Source organism: Streptomyces sp. NBC_00448 (genome assembly GCF_036014115.1).
In the GTDB taxonomy this organism is placed as follows: Bacteria; Actinomycetota; Actinomycetes; order Streptomycetales; family Streptomycetaceae; genus Actinacidiphila.
This window is the reverse complement of the sequence record NZ_CP107913.1, coordinates 8,283,468-8,298,403: the sequence shown is the minus strand read 5'-3', so window position 1 is coordinate 8,298,403 and position 14,936 is coordinate 8,283,468. Positions and strand designations below refer to the sequence as shown.

Genomic DNA, 14,936 nt, shown 5'->3' with positions numbered 1-14,936 from the left:
CATCCGTATGGCCGGCACCAGCGGCGAGAAGGGCACCACCAGGATGCTCATCGACTGGGAGTGGTTGTCCGCGCGGGAGTTGTACGCCAGTGAACTGGCCTATCGGCGCCAGCAGGCGGGGCTGACGCTGATGGAACTCGCGGGACTGTGCATGTACGAGCAGTCGTACCTGCACCGGCTGGAGCGGGGACAGCGCCTCGGCACCCTGGAGTCGGCCACCGCGCTGGACAAGGTCTACGGCACCGGAACCCTGCTGGTGAAGCTGTGGCACCTGGCCAAACGCGAAGCGAAGGACAAGCCGTTCCTGGGACTTGCCCCGCTGGAGGCGGACGCGGTGAGCGTCCAGGAGTACGCGGTCAGCGCCGTGCCGTACCTCCTCCAGACCCGCGCCTACGCCGAAGAGCAGCTCCGCACCGCCCGCCCGCACAGCATCAAGCAGTTGAGCACGCAAGTCACCGAGCGGCTCAAGCGGCAAGACCGCCTCACCGGACCCCACCCGGTGCACTACCGCGCCCTGATCGACGAGGCCGTCCTACGGCGCGGGGCGCGCAACCCCCAGACCTGGACAGGCCAGTTGGAACACCTCATCGACGTCGCCCAGCAACCCGACGTCTCCCTGCACGTGGTGCCGTTCGGGACCGGCCCGCACCACATCCGCAGCTGCCTGGAACTCATCTTCTTCCAGGACGGCCACATCGTCGCCTACACCCAGAGCAGTTGGAGCGGCCACCTCGTCGAGGAACCCGAAGACGTCGAACCGCTGCGCCTGGCCTACGACTTGCTCCGCGACACCGCTCTCACGCCGACGGACTCGCTGGCTTTCCTGCGTACCGTACTGGCCGAACACACCGCGCACACCCGGTCGTAGCGGCAACCCGAGTCCGTATAGTGGACGGGTTGACCAGTATACGGACGCCGCCGCCGTCGCGAACTCCCTGCGGGCACTATGCCTGGCATGACGACCACCGAGATCCGCACCGCGTACCTGCTGGCCGCCGAGCGGGCCACGCGACTCCTGGCGGAAGGGGAGGTGGCGCTCCGCTGGCAGCAGGAGTCCGTGCTGCCGGGGATGTCCGTGGGCGGACTGGCCGGCCACCTTGCCCGCAGCGTCCTCCAGGTCGAGTGGTTCCTCGACGGTCCGGTGTTCGGCGCGGAACCGGTGACGCCTGTGCACTACTACGCCAGGCTGGAGGGCACCTCGACTCCCGGCTCCGCGCTCAACGTCGGCGTGCGTGCGAGGAGCGAGGAGACCGCCGCGGCCGGTCCCGCCGCCGTGGCCGAGCAGGCGCGGGCCGCGTGGCAGCGGCTGGCCGAGCGGCTGCCAGGGGAGCCGGCCGACCGGCGGGTGTCCGTCCTCCACCGACCCGGGGAGGAAATGCTCCTCGACGGTTACCTCCAGACCCGATGCGTCGAACTGACCGTCCATCTTGAGGACTTGGCGCTGAGCGTGGGCGCGCCCAACCCCGCCCCCGAAGCCGCGCTCGCCCTCGCGATCGACGTACTCACCGCCGCCGCCCGCGAACGCCACGGCGACCAGGCCGTGTTGCATGCCCTGACCCGACGCGAACGCGACACCCACGACGCCTTGCGCGTGCTGTAGTCGGTCTCCGTCCGGCTGGGCACGGGCCGGGGCGAGGGGACTTCGCGGGCTCAACTGACTCAGCGGGCTCAGCGGGCTGATCAGGCGGGAGCCGGCTCGGACGACGGCTGCCACTCCCGCCTGATCAGCCCGTAGACCCACGAGTCGGAGACCTCGCCGTTGACGACGCAGTCCTCCCGCAACGTCCCTTCACGCACGAACCCGAGCTTCTCCAGCACGCGGCCACAGGCCACGTTGCGCGTGTCGGCCTCGGCTTGCACGCGATTGAGGTCCAGGGTGTCGAAGGCCCACCGCAGCAGAGCGCGCGCGGCCTCGGTCGCGTAGCCGTGGCCCCACGCCGTATCGACGAAGCAGTAGCCCAGCGACGCGCTGCGGTAGTCCGGATTCCACCTGGTCAGGCCGCACCATCCGATGAACGCCCCGTCGGAGACCCGATCGACGGCCAGCCTCGCCCCGGTGCCCTCCCGAGCCATCTGCCCGCAAGCCGCGATGAACCGCTCGGCGCGCGCGCGTTCGGTCCACGGTGGCGAGTCCCAGTAGCGCAGCACGTAGGCGCTGCTGTGCAGCGCGAAGAGGTCGTCCGCGTCCGCGTCCTCGAAGGCACGCAGGCGGAGGCGAGCGGTGGGCAACGAGGGGGCCGGCAGCGACATGCTCATGTTCCATCCCGTGATCGGTGGCCGATCAATCAGACATCCGCTGCCGGGCACCCGCAAGGGGTTTTCCCGGCGGGCCCCCACAACGACGTGAGTTGGCCCGTCGACCGGCGGGCGTCTCCCCCGCCACCCGATCAGGGTCCGTCCGCGCGGGCGCTGTCGGCGGCGTTGTCGGCCGCGTTGTTGGCGGCGAGCCACCCGGTCGGGTTGCCGCAGTCGAAGTACCGGCCGGTGACCGGGTGGACGAGGACGTCGTGGTCGCGGGCGAACGCCTCGATGGCGTCGGTCGCCTGGTACTCGCCGGTGGCCGACGACGGCGTGAGCTTCTCGAAGTACGCGGTCGCGTGCCCGGGCAGGAGAGCGCGGGAGATGTTGACGTGCGCGGTCGGCCCCGGGTGGTCGGCGGGCTTCTCGTCGAACCCGTCCAGCAGGAGGTGGGGGGTGCCGGTGCGGGTGCGCAGGACGCCGTAGCGGTGGGCGTCGCGGCCGGGGACGGTGGCGGCGGCGATCGCGCCGCCGGTACCGGCCGTGGCGCGGGCGAGGGCGAGGTCGGCCAGGTCGTGGCCGCCGTCGGTGCGCAGGAGGAGGTCGTCGCCGGCCACCACGAGGAAGTCCTGGCCGTCGATCCACTCGGCGGCGAGCATGACCGGCAGCGCGGTGCCGTAGCGACCGGAGCGGGGCTGCTCGACGAAGTGGAAGCGGGCTCGGGTGTGGAGGCCCGCGATCGGCGTGTACTTGTGCTGCCAGCCGCGGCCGGTGAAGAAGGCTTCGAGGTCCTGGTCGTGACTGAGGTAGTGCCGCACCTGGGCTCCGGTGGGACCGGGTGCCGTGACGATCGCGATGTCCTGGGCGCCCGCGGCGACGCAGTCGGCGACCGCGTAGTCCAGGACGGGGCGATCGAGGACGGGGAGCATGCACTTGTTGATCGACTTGGCGAGGGGGAAGAAACGGGTCCCCGTGCCGGCGACGGCGATGACAGCTTTGATCGTGCGCACCTTTCGGTCGGCACCCGGGCGGGATGCCGCGGCCTGGTCAGCTGCGAGTTTACCGAGGCGGGGCCGGGCGATCCGGGCGAGCCGTCGTGTCGTCAGCTTCGCCGCGGCACGGGGAGCAGGGCGTGGTGAGAACCGCGGAGGAGCCCGCAGATCCAGGTGTCCCTTTCCGGGCCGCCCCGGTAGCGTGCGCCGGCATGGCATCGGAACTGGAACGCCCCCCACTCCAAGCGGACGAACGCACCGCGCTCATCGGCTGGTTGGACCTGCAGCGGCAGATCCTGCGCTGGAAGTGTGCGGGGCTGAGCGACGAGGACGCGCACCGCTCGGTCATCCCGACCTCACCGGCCATGACCATGGCCGGCCTCATCTCCCATATGCGCTGGACCGAGCACATGTGGCTGGAGGTGGTGTTCCTCGGCGGCGACAAGCAGCCGAACCCGGCGTTCGACGAGTCGAGCGAGGACGCCGACTGGCACACCGACGGCCGCCCCCTCACCGAACTCCTCGCCGAATACGGGACTCAGTGCGCCCGCAGCAACGAGATCGTCGCCGCGGCCTCCCTGGACGACGTCGGCCGCCACCCCGACTTCCGCGACGCCGGCGCCAACCTCCGCTGGATGCTGATCCACCTCGTCGAGGAGACGGGCCGGCACGCGGGCCACGCGGACATCGTCCGAGAACTGCTCGACGGAACGAAGGGCTACTACTAGGGCGCGTATCGGGTCGTCATCAGCGGAGCCGTGACGAACCGCTATGACGCAACGGCGGCTCGCGGCCGGGCACGGCCAAGAAACGATGTTGCCCCCGCCATTGATGGTCACTAAGGTCAATCGGGTGACTGCCGGGTCGGCCATGGGCCACGCACGAGTGAGGTTCCCGGCCTCGGCGTGAGCCCGAGGCGGGCAAGAGGCCCGCCCACTTCTCCGCGTCCTAGCTCCCGGCGCCCGCATACGGCGCCGCATTCCAGCGGAAGATCCCTAGGCCGGAGACACACCACTGATGTCCTATGACCAGCATTACCCGCATGAATCCGCGCTGCCGACGGCCGGCGTCCAGCTCAACCACACTGCCGTCTACGCAAGCGACCGGCACCTGTCTGCCGAGTTCCTCGCCGCGGTCCTGGGCCTGAAGGTCGGCACCCCGTTTGGACCGTTCCTCCCCGTCGACCTCGGCAACGGCGTGACGCTCGACTACTACGAGAAACGGGACGAGCCGATCCAGTCGCAGCACTACGCCTTCCTTGTCCCTGACGAACAGTTCGACGCCGCTATCACCCGTCTGGAGGTGGTCGGGGTCACCTACTACGCCGACCCCAGCCACATCGAACCCGGCCAGATCAACCGTCTATTCGGTGGTCGCGGCGCCTACTTCGACGACCCGGACGGTCACAACATGGAGGTCATGACTCGGCCTTACGTCCGCCCTTAGGGCGCGACAGGACTGCCTTGATGTGGCGTTTGCGCAGGTAGGCTCGGTTGCCGCGGGACGAGTAGGCCTTGTCCCCGGCGACCGCGTCCGGCTTTGGTGCGGGGGCGGCCGACGGGACCGCGGACGTGGACCCTTCCCAGCACCGGGATGAACTGCGGGTTGTCAGCGGCTTGTCCAGCGGTCAGGACGAACGCCGGCGGGCGGCACGTGCGGTCGGGGCGAGGTGGACCTTGCTGCTCTGCCCGCCCCTGGACGTCCGAGGAGGGCGGCCTTCAGTCGGAGCTTTTACCGAAGCCGGATGCGTCGTCGGTCGTCCCGCTCGGGATCGGGTTCGGTGCGGCCCCGTACTCGCCGATCGGCAGGTATGGGCCGATGAACTCCCACTCCGGATCTGTCAGTTGCTCTCGCGCCACGCAACACCATCTACGGATCGGGCCCCGCCGCGAAGGCAGATCCCGCAGATTGATCACGACCCGATACGCGCCCTGGCACGGCCCCCGCACAGCGGTCCCCATTGTCCCAGGCGCCAGGCCGGCACGACGCCTCACGACCCATCGCGGGAGGGCCCGTGACCCTTCACCCGAGCCAGCACGCCGTAGGTGTGGATGAGATTCGCCGGGGGTGACGCGGGGTCCGTCGCCGGCTCCGGGCGCCACTCGCCGATGCCGACGATCCCGGGGTCGATGATCTCCATGCCGGCAACGAAGCGGGCGATTCCCTCCCTGGTACGCGGCGTCAGAGGCGCGGTGGTGTTGCCGTAGAGCGCGGCCATCTCTTCTACGGCCGCGCGGTCGTAGTCGTAGGTCAGATGCGTCATTCCCCATCCCTGGAGCCGGGACCATGCTGGTCCGGCTCGACCGAGTTCCGCGGCCCCACCTCAGCACCCGCGCAACCACAGCCGTCGCGCCCGGCCTTCGGCATCCGACGGTGGTCGCGGTCGCCGGTCCGCGTCCCGATCCGGGGGCGCCCCCGGCCTGGCGGCGTGCGCGCGCTCACCGCAGTGTCAGTAGCAACCTGCACAATGCCTGCCATGAGCGAGCACTACGAGATCGTCTTCTCCTGCTTCCTTCGGCACGACACTCCCAAGGCTGTCCTTTCGGCTTGGCGCTGGCATCTGGGTATCGACCCGGAATGCCCCGACGACCTCAGCGAGGAAGAGCACCCCTGGCCGCTGTTCCGGCAGTATCCCGGCAGCCGCCTCCCCGGGGGAGACTCCGGCACCCTGCGACGCTCGAAATCGATGAGCGACCTCGACGGCAACGATGTGTGGGAACTTTACGCACGCAACTACTGGGTCAACGACAATCTCCCGCTGCTCGACCCCCTGCTCAGGATGCTCGCTCCACATGTCGCGCTCCCCGGATACGGAGGCCATCTGCGTCACGTAGGTGCCACCGAGCTGAGCGTCTTCGAGTTCCGCGACGGACGCCACGGACCCATCAGCATCTGACCGCCAACAAGCCGAGGTCGCGACCGTGTTCGTAGCCACGTCCGGATCGCCATGAACGCCGGATTCGGGCGCGCGAACGTGCGCGAACGCTCAGCTCGTTCTTCGAGGTTGGTCGGGCCAGTGTGCGACGTGCACCGGGCCGTCAACCGCCCTGAGCAAATCTGTTTGCACCGACTGCCGTCAGACGACGAGGCTGAACTGGTGAACGCCTTGCCCCCGTTGCCCGGAACGCTCGCTCCGCCCGTATCAGACCCGCGTGCCCGCGACGTCGTTCTCGACTACGCGGGCATGGACGCCTTGGTGGCCGACCTGGTTCTGCCCTCCGACGCGTCGATGTACGTCATGAGCGCGATGGAAACGTCCCGCGAGCTCATCCGGCACTCCTACTACCGGTACGAGTTCGCCACCGTCGCCGTCACGCATTCCCTGTTCGCCCTGGAGCACGTCCTTGTCGAGCGTCTGGCCATCGACGAACCGCTCCAGGACCTCATCGAGCGGGCCGCCGACGCAGGGCTCGTTCCGGCCGAACTCGCTGCCGAACTCGACCGCAGCCGACTACTACGCGACAAACTCACGCAGGGCACCGTGACAAGTGCCGCCCTCGGCCCGCTCAGTGCCATCGCCATGGTGCGTGCCGTCTTCGATGCTGTTTCCCTCCTTCTTCGCCCGGCATCTGTGGCAGAAGCCCCAGCTGTTGACATGAGCGAAGCTCAGCCCGAGGACCGGCTCGCCCGGCTGTGGGAGGAACACCGGCGTGCCCTCTACCCCGACAGCTTCCGTGGCATCGATGTGGAAGGCGTGGAGTTGACCCTGCTGGACGCCGACGTCGCCGGCCTCGTCCAGAGAGAGCTGAACGGTGGGCTCGACGACAGCGGCATTGCCGTCCTTTGGGCGTGTATCGCCGACCTTGACAAGGTCGTGACCCTGATCAACTCGGAGTACTGCGTCTTCTACTTCGCGAGACTTCGGACGATGGCCAAGCTCGTATCAGCACGCTACCTCCCCACCGCCACCTGACTCGTGGGGGGAAGGGGAATCTCCTCCACACTCGTCAGGGTCTGGCCAGGCCGCGTGTTCAATCGCAGGAGCTGCCGGCGTTGACACAACTCCTGCCTGCGACGATGCGCCTGTGAGCTATGACCTTGCCGTATGGGACGGCGACCGTCCGTTCGACAACCGCGCTGCGAGCTCGACCTACGACGACCTCTACGAGCGCTTCCTGGAGTCGGACGATGTCGTCGCGCCTCCGATGCCGCGCATCGTGGCGTACGTGGAAGCCCTCGTCGCGCGGTACCCGGACGACGACCACAGCGTCGTGTGGGCCTCACCGCCTGTCATCGAGGAGGCATCGGGCCCGATCGTGTACCTGCTCATGTCATACGGCAAGGCCGAGGAAGTCTCCGGGTACGCCGCTGAACTGGCCAGCGAGCACGGTCTCGTCTGCTTCGACCCGCAGGGGGAATGCCTCCGACCGTGAGCCGCCCGTTCAGCGGCCAGGCGAGATGGTCCGGCGCTGCTCGGTGGGCCGCCGGCGGGCAGCCGGTGGGGCGGGTCAGCGGAGGGTGACCTCCAGGGTGGCGCCGTAGGTGTGGCGGGTGGTGGCCTCGACGCGGGTGGCGCCGTGGGAGCGGGTGACGCGGATGCCGTCGGCGGCGGAGAGCGCCCGCAGCCGGCGCCCGCGCAGCAGCACCGTGACGGTGTCGCGCGTGGTCGTGGGGTCGGCGACGGAGACCGTGGTGGTGCCGTCGCGCCGCTCGCGGACGAGTACGGAAGCGGGGCCGTCGACCTCCAACTCCCCCGCGCGGTGCGGCCCGGCCGCGAAGGCGTTGGCGGCGGTGATGCCCAGACCCGCGTGGCGTACGGCCTGGAAGGCGGTGGAGTTGGCGAGCACCGACAGCGGACCGGGCCGCCCATGCGCACCGTGCGCACCGTGACCGCCGTGGGCACCGCCAGATCCGTACGCCCGCAGCGCGCTCTCCGTCGCGCCCGGCACCAGCGCGTACGCGAACGAGGTCGGCGCCGTGCCGGCCGGTTGGTCGCGGCCGACCGAGAAGACCTGCTTGGTGACGGCGGTGTCGGGGTTGGACGTGCGGATCGCCCGCCGGCTGCGGGTCACGGTCTCCAGGCCCACCCGCACCCGCGCGTGCGGGTCCTGGCCGGGGCCGTCGAGCAGGACGTAGCCGATCGCGGTGCCCTGCCCGCCGTCGGCGTAGCGCAGCCACGCCAGCGGGGCCGTGCCGGGGCCGGTGAACGGCGTGCCGTCGCGCAGTCGGCCGGTGACGCTCACCGGGTCCGCGGGTGCGGCGATGCGGGTGTCGAAGGTCGTCGTCACCGCGCGGCCCGCGCCGGCGCCCGTACCGTCGCCGACCCCCGCCGCGAGCACCACCACCTCGTCGTCGAAGAGGTACCAGGACTTGGTGGCCCGCGCGTCGCGGTAGGCGAAGAAGTCGGCGGGGAGCAGGCCGGCTTGGGCCGCGGCGTACGCCGCGTCGTCGGACAGCACCAGGCCGCAGGTGCCGTACGTACCCGAACGCGCGCCCCCGGAATGGGAGTTGGTGGACAGCGGGAAGTAGACGTAGGTGTTCTGCGACTCCGACGAGGAGGTGAACCCGGCCGCCGGGTTGTCGTACCACGCGGTGCCGTACAACTCCGGTACGGTCTCGCGGGTTTCGACGGGCGCGGTCACCCCGCCGAGCGCGTAGGGCGAGACGGCGGTGAAGTAGTCGACGCCGAACGCCTGCGTCTGGTCCTGGCCGGACAGGTAGAGGTAGTGCGCGCCCGCGCCCTGGAACCAGGGCATCAGGTTCTCGCCGCTCATGTACTCGTAGCCGCTGATCCGGGTGGAGCTGCGGGCGAGGGTGAACGCCCAGCCGGGGCGGCGGTGCACGACGCGGTCCATCGCGTTGAACGCCGAGTGCTGCGCGGGTGAGTTGAGGTCGGCGGCGGGTACGGAGGTGTCCGCGAGGATGTCGGCGTAGCGGGCCACGCTGACCGGGGAGACGAACGACGCCGGGTTGACCGGTGTGCGCGACTCCTGCCGGACGAACTTGGCGTACCCGGCGAGTGCGGTCGCGTCCGCGCCGGTGGCGTACGCCGACAGGTCCACCACGGACTCCACGACGGTGCCGACGTCGGCGTAACCGGTGCCGGTGCGCGACACCGCGCGGCCCTTGACCGCCTCCATCATCCAGCCCTCGAAGATCAGCGGCGCGAAGCTGTTCGCGACCCAGCCGCGCCCCGCCCCCACCAGGTCGGCGCCCGCCAAGTAGCCGGTGCCGTCGAGGAGTTTGACGGTCTGCACGATCCGGGTGAGCAGCCCGGTGCCGTACGAGCCGGTGTAGGCGACGGACGCGTGCTGGAGGTAGGACCCGTCGGCGTAGAACCCGTCGGTGACGCCGTGCTGGAGGGCGTACGGGTCGATCGTGGCGAGCACCGTCTCCTGGTCCGCGACGGCCTTGGTGATCCGGGCGTCGTCGTCGAGCAGCGCGCCCTGCATGATCCGGTCGGTGGTGATGTCGGCGAGGTTGGCGCCGGTGTGGAAGCGGGAGTCGAGGTCGACGTCGCCGTCCTTGCCGTTGCGCAGGTAGGCGTCCATCGCGGCGACGTAGGTCGCGGGGAGGTCCGGCCGGGAGGCGGCGACGGTGTCCTTGAGCAGGATCAGGGTCTTGGTGGCGTACTGCGAGATGCCGATCTCCCAGTTGAACCAGTTGCCGTAGTAACCGGTCGCCTGGTCGCCGTAGTAGTGGTCGTAGAGCCACTGCAACCCGTCGACCACGCGCTGCTGTACGGCCGCGTCGCCCGCGAGGTCGGCGGCGCCGCCCGGCACGCGGGTGGCCAGCGCGATCTCGTACAGGTACTGGAAGGAGGAGGTGAGGTTGGTGTCGCTGGTGCCGAGGGCGAGCCCGCCGAACAGCTGGTCGTCGCCCGCCGCCGCGTCCATCGCGGTCAGCCGGGTGCGGGCGGTCGCCGCGATCGCGGCGAGCTTGGCGGCGACGTCCGGCCGGGCGTTGGACTGGGCGGTGCCCGCGAACACGTCCACGGTGTTGGCCAGGATCTGCGCGCGGGCGGCGGAGGTGCCCGCGGCGGCCTTGGCGGCGGCGGTGCGGGGGGCGGTGCCGGTGGCGTCGGCCCACGCGCGGGACGGCTGCGCCGCGGCCAGCAGGGCGGTCGCGGGCACCGCGGCGATCAGGGCACGGCGGGAGATCTGCACGGCGGGACCCTCCAAGGGCGGACGACAGAAAGCGCTTGCCGCATTCAAGCAACACCCTTTCCGCGTGTCACTAGGTTTCACACGATCACGGGAGCGCGGCATCTTCCGCCAGGCGGGGGCCGCCTGCGACGGGGCCACGCGGGCTACGCGGACCACGGGGGCCACGCGGGTTACGGGGACTACGGTGGGGCCACGTCCACCGAGCGGGTGCGGGGGCGCGCGTCCACCCGGGTGGGCGCGGGGCGGGTCCGGAACCGGCGATCGCGGCCCAACGTGCCCTGCGCACCGGCGCCGTGAGAGAGGGGCAGCAATGGATCGAGGTACCCGCGGCGAACTCATGGGCCAACTGGCCGGGGCGATCGGGGCCGTCACGACCGCGCACCCGGTGCGGGTCGCCGTCGACGGGCCGCCCGCCGCCGGCAAGACCACGCTGGCCGACGAACTCGCCGTCGTCCTGCGGGCGCAGGGCCGCGAGGTCATCCGCGCGACCGTCGACGACTTCCTCTTCCCCCGCGCACAGCGCTACCGACGCGGCCGGTACTCGGCCGAAGCCTGCTACTTCGACGCCCACGACCACGTAGCGCTGCGCCGGGTCCTGCTCGACCCGCTGGGCCCGGGCGGGCACCGGAGGTTCCAGCACTCCGTCTACGACAAGGACACCGACCGCGCGCTGTCGCTGCCGCCCACGACCGCCCCCGCGGACGCCGTACTCCTCTTCGACGGCGTCTTCCTCCTGCGCCCGGAACTCGTCGACCGGTGGGAGCTGCGCATCCTCGTATCCGTCCCCTTCGAGCAGACGGTGGGCCGCGCCCGGGACCGGGACACGGCCCAGGCCGGGCCCTCCGCCGATGCCGCCGACGTCGAACGGTCCTGGCGCGAGCGCTACATCCCCGCCCAGCGGCTCTACGCCGCCACGGCCCACCCGGCCGACCACGCCGACTTCATCGTGGACAACGCCCAACTCCAGCGCCCGGCCTGGGAAGCCCGACCACGCTGACCGGCACGGCAGGAGACGACGACGGCTCGCCGGCGATTCAGCGTCGCGCGGAGTCGAGAGGGGAGGACTCTCCGAGAGGGCGGCCCTCGTCGAGAGGGCAGGTCTCGCCGAGGCTGACGACCTGGCGGTTGTGGTAGAAGTCGTCCTCGCGCAGCGTGGTGATGCTGCCGGAGGGGGCCCGGAAGCCGACGTAACCGGCCGACTCGATCGGCATCCTGATCCAGGACGCCACGACGAAGGTCAGCGAGCCGCCGTGCGTCACGACGATCTGGTGTGCGCACGGACGTCGCAGGATGTCGTCCATGGCCGCGTAGACGCGCCGCGCCAACTCCGCCCTCGTCTCGGCGCCTTCCACGCCCTCGTCGTGGTCCATCCGTTCCCCGACCGCCGGCGGCGGGACGAAGCGCCGGTCCAGCCACTCCTGCGGCCTTCCCCCCGCCTGACCGTAGGACTTCTCCCGCAGCCTGCGGTCGAGGACCGGCCGCACGCCGAACACGTCGGCCACCTCCTCGGCGGTCCGCCGGGTGCGCCGCAGATCCGAGGAGAACAGCTCCACCTCGGCGCCGTCCGGCACCCGGGCCCGGAGTGTTCGGGCGATGGAGACCGCCGCGCGGACTCCGGCGGGCGTCAGGCGCGAGTCGTGCCACCCGCCGACGACTCCCTCGACGTGGTGCGTCGCCTCGGGATGCGTGACGACGTGGACTGTGCGCACGAGAGTCCGCCCTTCGGGTCGATGACGTCCTGCTGACCGGCACCCACCCTGGCACGCGCGACCGGCCCTTCTCAGGGTGTCAGTAGGCGCGGCGATACTGCGGCGGGATGCGTACCTCGGCTCCCAGCGCCTTGGCGGCGTCGAGGGGCCAGGTCGGGTGGCGCAGGAGTTCGCGGCCGATCAGGATCGCGTCGGCCTCGGAGTTGGCGAGGATCTTGGCGGCCTGGTCGGGCTCGGTGATCATGCCGACGGCGGCGACCGGCACTCCGGTCTCCGCCTTCACCCGCGCGGCGAAGGGCACCTGGTAGCCCGGCCCGACCGTGATCCTCGCGTCGGGGACGATGCCGCCGCTCGACACGTTCAGCAGGTCAACGCCGTGGTCGGCCAGCAGTGTCGCGAGGCGGACGGTGTCGTCCACGGTCCAGCCCTCGCGGTCGTCCGAAGGGTTCTCGGTGAGCCAGTCCGTCGCGGAGACGCGGGCGAAGAGCGGCAGGTCGTCGGGCCAGACGGCACGCACGGCGTCCACGACACGGAGGGCGAACCGGGTCCGGCTCTCGAAGGAGCCGCCGTAGGCATCCGTGCGGTGGTTGGTGACCGGCGACAGGAACTGGTGGATCAGATACCCGTGTCCGGCGAGCAGTTCGACCACCTGGTACCCGGCCGCGGCCGCCCGACGCGCCGCCGCCGCGAACTCCTCGACGATCCGGTCGATGTCGGCGAGGGTCAGTTCGCCGGGGCCGGCCGGCCGCCAGCCGCCCTGCTCCGGACCGAGCCGCTTGCCGCCCAGCCACTGACGGTCGGTCGACCCCTTGCTGCCGGAGTGCGACAGCTGGATGCCGGGCACGGCGCCCAGCGAGGTGACCAGAGCGGTGATCCGCTGGAACCCGGGAAGCTGCGCGTCGGTCCAGATGCCCAGGTCGTACGGGGTGGTCCGGCCGGTGGGGCTCACCCCCGTGCCCTCGGTCAGGATCAGGCCGGCGCCACCGGCCGCGCGGGCGCCCTGGTGCGCGAGGTGCCAGTCGGTGGGGACTCCGACGGCCGGCCCCTCCGACCCCGCGCTGTACTGGCCCATCGGCGGCATCCACACGCGGTTGGGGATGGTCAACGCTCGCAAGCGGAAGGGCTCGAACAACTGGCTCATGGAGATGTCTCCTCAGGGCACGGCCGGGGCGGCACGCCTTAGTTCGACGATTACCGTATTACGATATCCATCGAACATCAAGGTTCGACATTTGTCGAACTACGAGATCCGTCGCAGTAGACTTGCCGTATGCCTCCTCACAGCGCCGGCGCGGCAACTCCGAGCCGGCAACTGGACCATCCCGAGCCCGCCGACATCCGGCTGGAGGCGGTGCTGCACGCCTGCGCCGACCCGATGCGGCTCCGCATCATCCAGGCGCTGGCCGCCGACGCCGCGTCGGCTTGCGGGGAGATCGGGCTCGTGTGCAGCAAGTCCACCGCCACCTACCACTTCCGCGTGCTGCGCGAAGCGGGCGTGATCACCCAGCGCTACCAGGGCACCGCGAAGATCAACGAACTGCGCCGCGCCGATCTGGACGCGGTCTTCCCCGGGCTGCTGGACACGCTGCTCGCGTCGGCGGCCGCGCAGTCCGGCAGGAACAGCGAGACCTGAGGGACGGAGCGCGGTCCACCGGGTCTGGCGGAGGTGTGAGTCCGGTACGGGGGCGGGGGCGGCGCTGGGGAAGCGGGGGTCAGGTCAGGATGATCGGGTTGGTGAGTGCGGCGGCGGCTCCGTCGGGGTGGCGGACCTCGATGCGGACGAACGCCGAGTCCTCCGCCGTCGTGTCCCACCGCACAGCGCCTGGCCCGTCATCGGGGAGCGACGCACGGTGCACCTTTCCCCGGTCGGTGTGGAAGCTGACGGTCGCCGTCGGCACACCGCGTACGGCTGCCCGCACTTCGACCGGCCCGCCCTGAGTGGCGAGCCGTTCGCCCACCCCGGCGACGCGGCCATCGGCGCCGGCGGTGAAGGACACGTCCACGTCCGCCGACTCGGCGATCCAGCTGCGACCCGCGCGGATTGCGGCCAGGACCGCCTCCGTACTCAGCTCCTCGGCGAAGACCACGGTGTGGGGGATGCCGATCTGCCCCTCCAGGTGCGTGTCGCTGTTGCCCATCGCCGGCCGCCACGAGCCCGTCCGCAGGTCCGCCGCCAGGCCGCGTCCCCACTCCGCCAGGGCGGCCTCGTTGTCGGCGTTCCAGGGCTGGTCCGAAGCCCACAGCCCGTTCCACACCTCCACGACGTCGAAGCCCCGGAAGGGGAACGTGAAGTCGCCCGACGGATAGGGCGCGTGCGGGTGCGCGGCCACACACAGGCCCCCGACTCGATGGACCTGGTCCAGGCACCGGTCGACCACTCCGTCCCTGACCTGGTGGTTCCAGTCGACGACCTGGCCGGGTTCGATGCCGAGCGCGAGCCAGTGCCCGGTCTTCGTGAGCACTTCCTCACCGAGCACGACCAGGAAGTCATCGGCGGCCAGATGCCCCCACGCCCCGGGCGCGGCAGCCGAGTTGTGCTCCGTCGTCGCGACGAAGTCGAGCCCGGCGGCGCGTGCCCGGACGGCCAGCTCCTCGGGCGTGAGTTCCCCGCCGCCCGACCGGACGGAGTGGACATGGCAGTCCCCGCGGTACCAGGCCGCCCCGCGCCCGACCGCCCGCGCCGGCGGGAAGCTCGCACTGGACAAGGTTCTCCCTCCGAAGTCCTGCCGAGCCAACGCGCGAGCAGACCAACCGGTTCCGGCCGCCGCCACGCCACGGCACGCCACGGCACGGCCGGTTCATTCCCCCGTCCTCCCTGTCCGCCCTGTCCTCCCCGTCCTCCCCGGCGCGCGGCCACACCGTGGGACCGCGCACTCCGTGATCCGATGTCC

At 70.9% G+C, this 14,936-nt stretch carries 16 protein-coding genes and 1 pseudogene; 9 read left to right on the top strand and 8 right to left on the bottom strand.

Going from position 1 to position 14,936, the window contains the following annotated elements:
• Nucleotides 1-7 precede the first annotated feature (7 nt).
• Both OG370_RS35790 and OG370_RS35785 read left to right on the top strand, forming a co-directional pair.
• Nucleotides 8-868: a helix-turn-helix domain-containing protein gene (locus tag OG370_RS35790; RefSeq protein WP_328471705.1), complete on the top strand. Its 861-nt coding sequence runs from the start codon at nucleotides 8-10 to the stop codon at nucleotides 866-868.
• 87 nt (nucleotides 869-955) lie between these two features.
• Complete coding sequence (locus OG370_RS35785; protein WP_328471703.1) at nucleotides 956-1,600, top strand: maleylpyruvate isomerase N-terminal domain-containing protein; 645 nt, start codon at nucleotides 956-958, stop codon at nucleotides 1,598-1,600.
• Nucleotides 1,601-1,680: 80 nt separating this feature from the next.
• Here OG370_RS35785 and OG370_RS35780 read toward each other — a convergent pair whose 3' ends face one another.
• Together OG370_RS35780 and OG370_RS35775 are read right to left on the bottom strand one after the other, a co-directional pair.
• Entirely contained in the window at nucleotides 1,681-2,250 is a 570-nt protein-coding gene (locus tag OG370_RS35780) for a GNAT family N-acetyltransferase (protein ID WP_328474737.1), read from the bottom strand.
• A 137-nt stretch (nucleotides 2,251-2,387) separates the two neighbouring features.
• Complete coding sequence (locus tag OG370_RS35775) at nucleotides 2,388-3,248, bottom strand: sugar phosphate nucleotidyltransferase (protein ID WP_328471702.1); 861 nt, start codon at nucleotides 3,246-3,248, stop codon at nucleotides 2,388-2,390.
• 194 nt (nucleotides 3,249-3,442) lie between these two features.
• On the opposite strand from OG370_RS35775, the gene OG370_RS35770 reads away from it, so the two are divergent.
• Nucleotides 3,443-3,958 (top strand): DinB family protein, encoded by a 516-nt coding sequence (locus OG370_RS35770; protein ID WP_328471700.1) that lies wholly within the window; start codon nucleotides 3,443-3,445, stop codon nucleotides 3,956-3,958.
• 289 nt (nucleotides 3,959-4,247) lie between these two features.
• The gene (locus tag OG370_RS35765; RefSeq protein ID WP_328471698.1) at nucleotides 4,248-4,676 is read left to right on the top strand and encodes a VOC family protein; all 429 of its coding nucleotides are present in this window, start codon (nucleotides 4,248-4,250) and stop codon (nucleotides 4,674-4,676) included.
• Here the strand turns inward: OG370_RS35765 and OG370_RS35760 are convergent.
• Nucleotides 4,672-5,030 (bottom strand): annotated as a pseudogene (locus OG370_RS35760) (transposase); the annotation flags it as partial. The gene OG370_RS35765 and the pseudogene OG370_RS35760 overlap by 5 nt on opposite strands.
• Nucleotides 5,031-5,220: 190 nt before the next feature.
• Complete coding sequence (locus OG370_RS35755) at nucleotides 5,221-5,493, bottom strand: SAM-dependent methyltransferase (RefSeq protein ID WP_328471696.1); 273 nt, start codon at nucleotides 5,491-5,493, stop codon at nucleotides 5,221-5,223.
• A 213-nt stretch (nucleotides 5,494-5,706) separates the two neighbouring features.
• On the opposite strand from OG370_RS35755, the gene OG370_RS35750 reads away from it, so the two are divergent.
• The 3 genes from OG370_RS35750 to OG370_RS35740 all read left to right on the top strand — a co-directional run bounded on the left by OG370_RS35750 (nucleotide 5,707) and on the right by OG370_RS35740 (nucleotide 7,603).
• Nucleotides 5,707-6,126 (top strand): hypothetical protein, encoded by a 420-nt coding sequence (locus OG370_RS35750; RefSeq protein ID WP_328471694.1) that lies wholly within the window; start codon nucleotides 5,707-5,709, stop codon nucleotides 6,124-6,126.
• 201 nt (nucleotides 6,127-6,327) lie between these two features.
• The gene (locus tag OG370_RS35745) at nucleotides 6,328-7,143 is read left to right on the top strand and encodes a hypothetical protein (RefSeq protein ID WP_328471692.1); all 816 of its coding nucleotides are present in this window, start codon (nucleotides 6,328-6,330) and stop codon (nucleotides 7,141-7,143) included.
• A 112-nt stretch (nucleotides 7,144-7,255) separates the two neighbouring features.
• A complete protein-coding gene (locus OG370_RS35740; protein ID WP_328471690.1) occupies nucleotides 7,256-7,603 on the top strand; it encodes a hypothetical protein in 348 nt (115 codons plus the stop codon).
• A 75-nt stretch (nucleotides 7,604-7,678) separates the two neighbouring features.
• Here OG370_RS35740 and OG370_RS35735 read toward each other — a convergent pair whose 3' ends face one another.
• On the bottom strand, nucleotides 7,679-10,336 hold the full coding sequence (locus OG370_RS35735) for a polysaccharide lyase family 8 super-sandwich domain-containing protein (RefSeq protein ID WP_328471688.1): 2,658 nt from the start codon (nucleotides 10,334-10,336) through the stop codon (nucleotides 7,679-7,681).
• A gap of 310 nt (nucleotides 10,337-10,646) precedes the next feature.
• On the opposite strand from OG370_RS35735, the gene OG370_RS35730 reads away from it, so the two are divergent.
• Nucleotides 10,647-11,333: a cytidylate kinase family protein gene (locus tag OG370_RS35730; RefSeq protein WP_328471686.1), complete on the top strand. Its 687-nt coding sequence runs from the start codon at nucleotides 10,647-10,649 to the stop codon at nucleotides 11,331-11,333.
• Nucleotides 11,334-11,370: 37 nt separating this feature from the next.
• Here OG370_RS35730 and OG370_RS35725 read toward each other — a convergent pair whose 3' ends face one another.
• Both OG370_RS35725 and OG370_RS35720 read right to left on the bottom strand, forming a co-directional pair.
• Nucleotides 11,371-12,045: a histidine phosphatase family protein gene (locus tag OG370_RS35725; RefSeq protein ID WP_328471684.1), complete on the bottom strand. Its 675-nt coding sequence runs from the start codon at nucleotides 12,043-12,045 to the stop codon at nucleotides 11,371-11,373.
• A 79-nt stretch (nucleotides 12,046-12,124) separates the two neighbouring features.
• A complete protein-coding gene (locus tag OG370_RS35720; RefSeq protein WP_328471682.1) occupies nucleotides 12,125-13,186 on the bottom strand; it encodes an NADH:flavin oxidoreductase/NADH oxidase in 1,062 nt (353 codons plus the stop codon).
• Nucleotides 13,187-13,315: 129 nt separating this feature from the next.
• Between OG370_RS35720 and OG370_RS35715 the strand changes: the two genes are divergently transcribed.
• Complete coding sequence (locus OG370_RS35715; protein ID WP_328471680.1) at nucleotides 13,316-13,678, top strand: ArsR/SmtB family transcription factor; 363 nt, start codon at nucleotides 13,316-13,318, stop codon at nucleotides 13,676-13,678.
• Nucleotides 13,679-13,757: 79 nt separating this feature from the next.
• Here OG370_RS35715 and OG370_RS35710 read toward each other — a convergent pair whose 3' ends face one another.
• Nucleotides 13,758-14,750, bottom strand: a complete 993-nt coding sequence (locus OG370_RS35710) for a CehA/McbA family metallohydrolase (protein ID WP_328471678.1) — start codon at nucleotides 14,748-14,750, stop codon at nucleotides 13,758-13,760.
• Nucleotides 14,751-14,936: the final 186 nt, after the last annotated feature.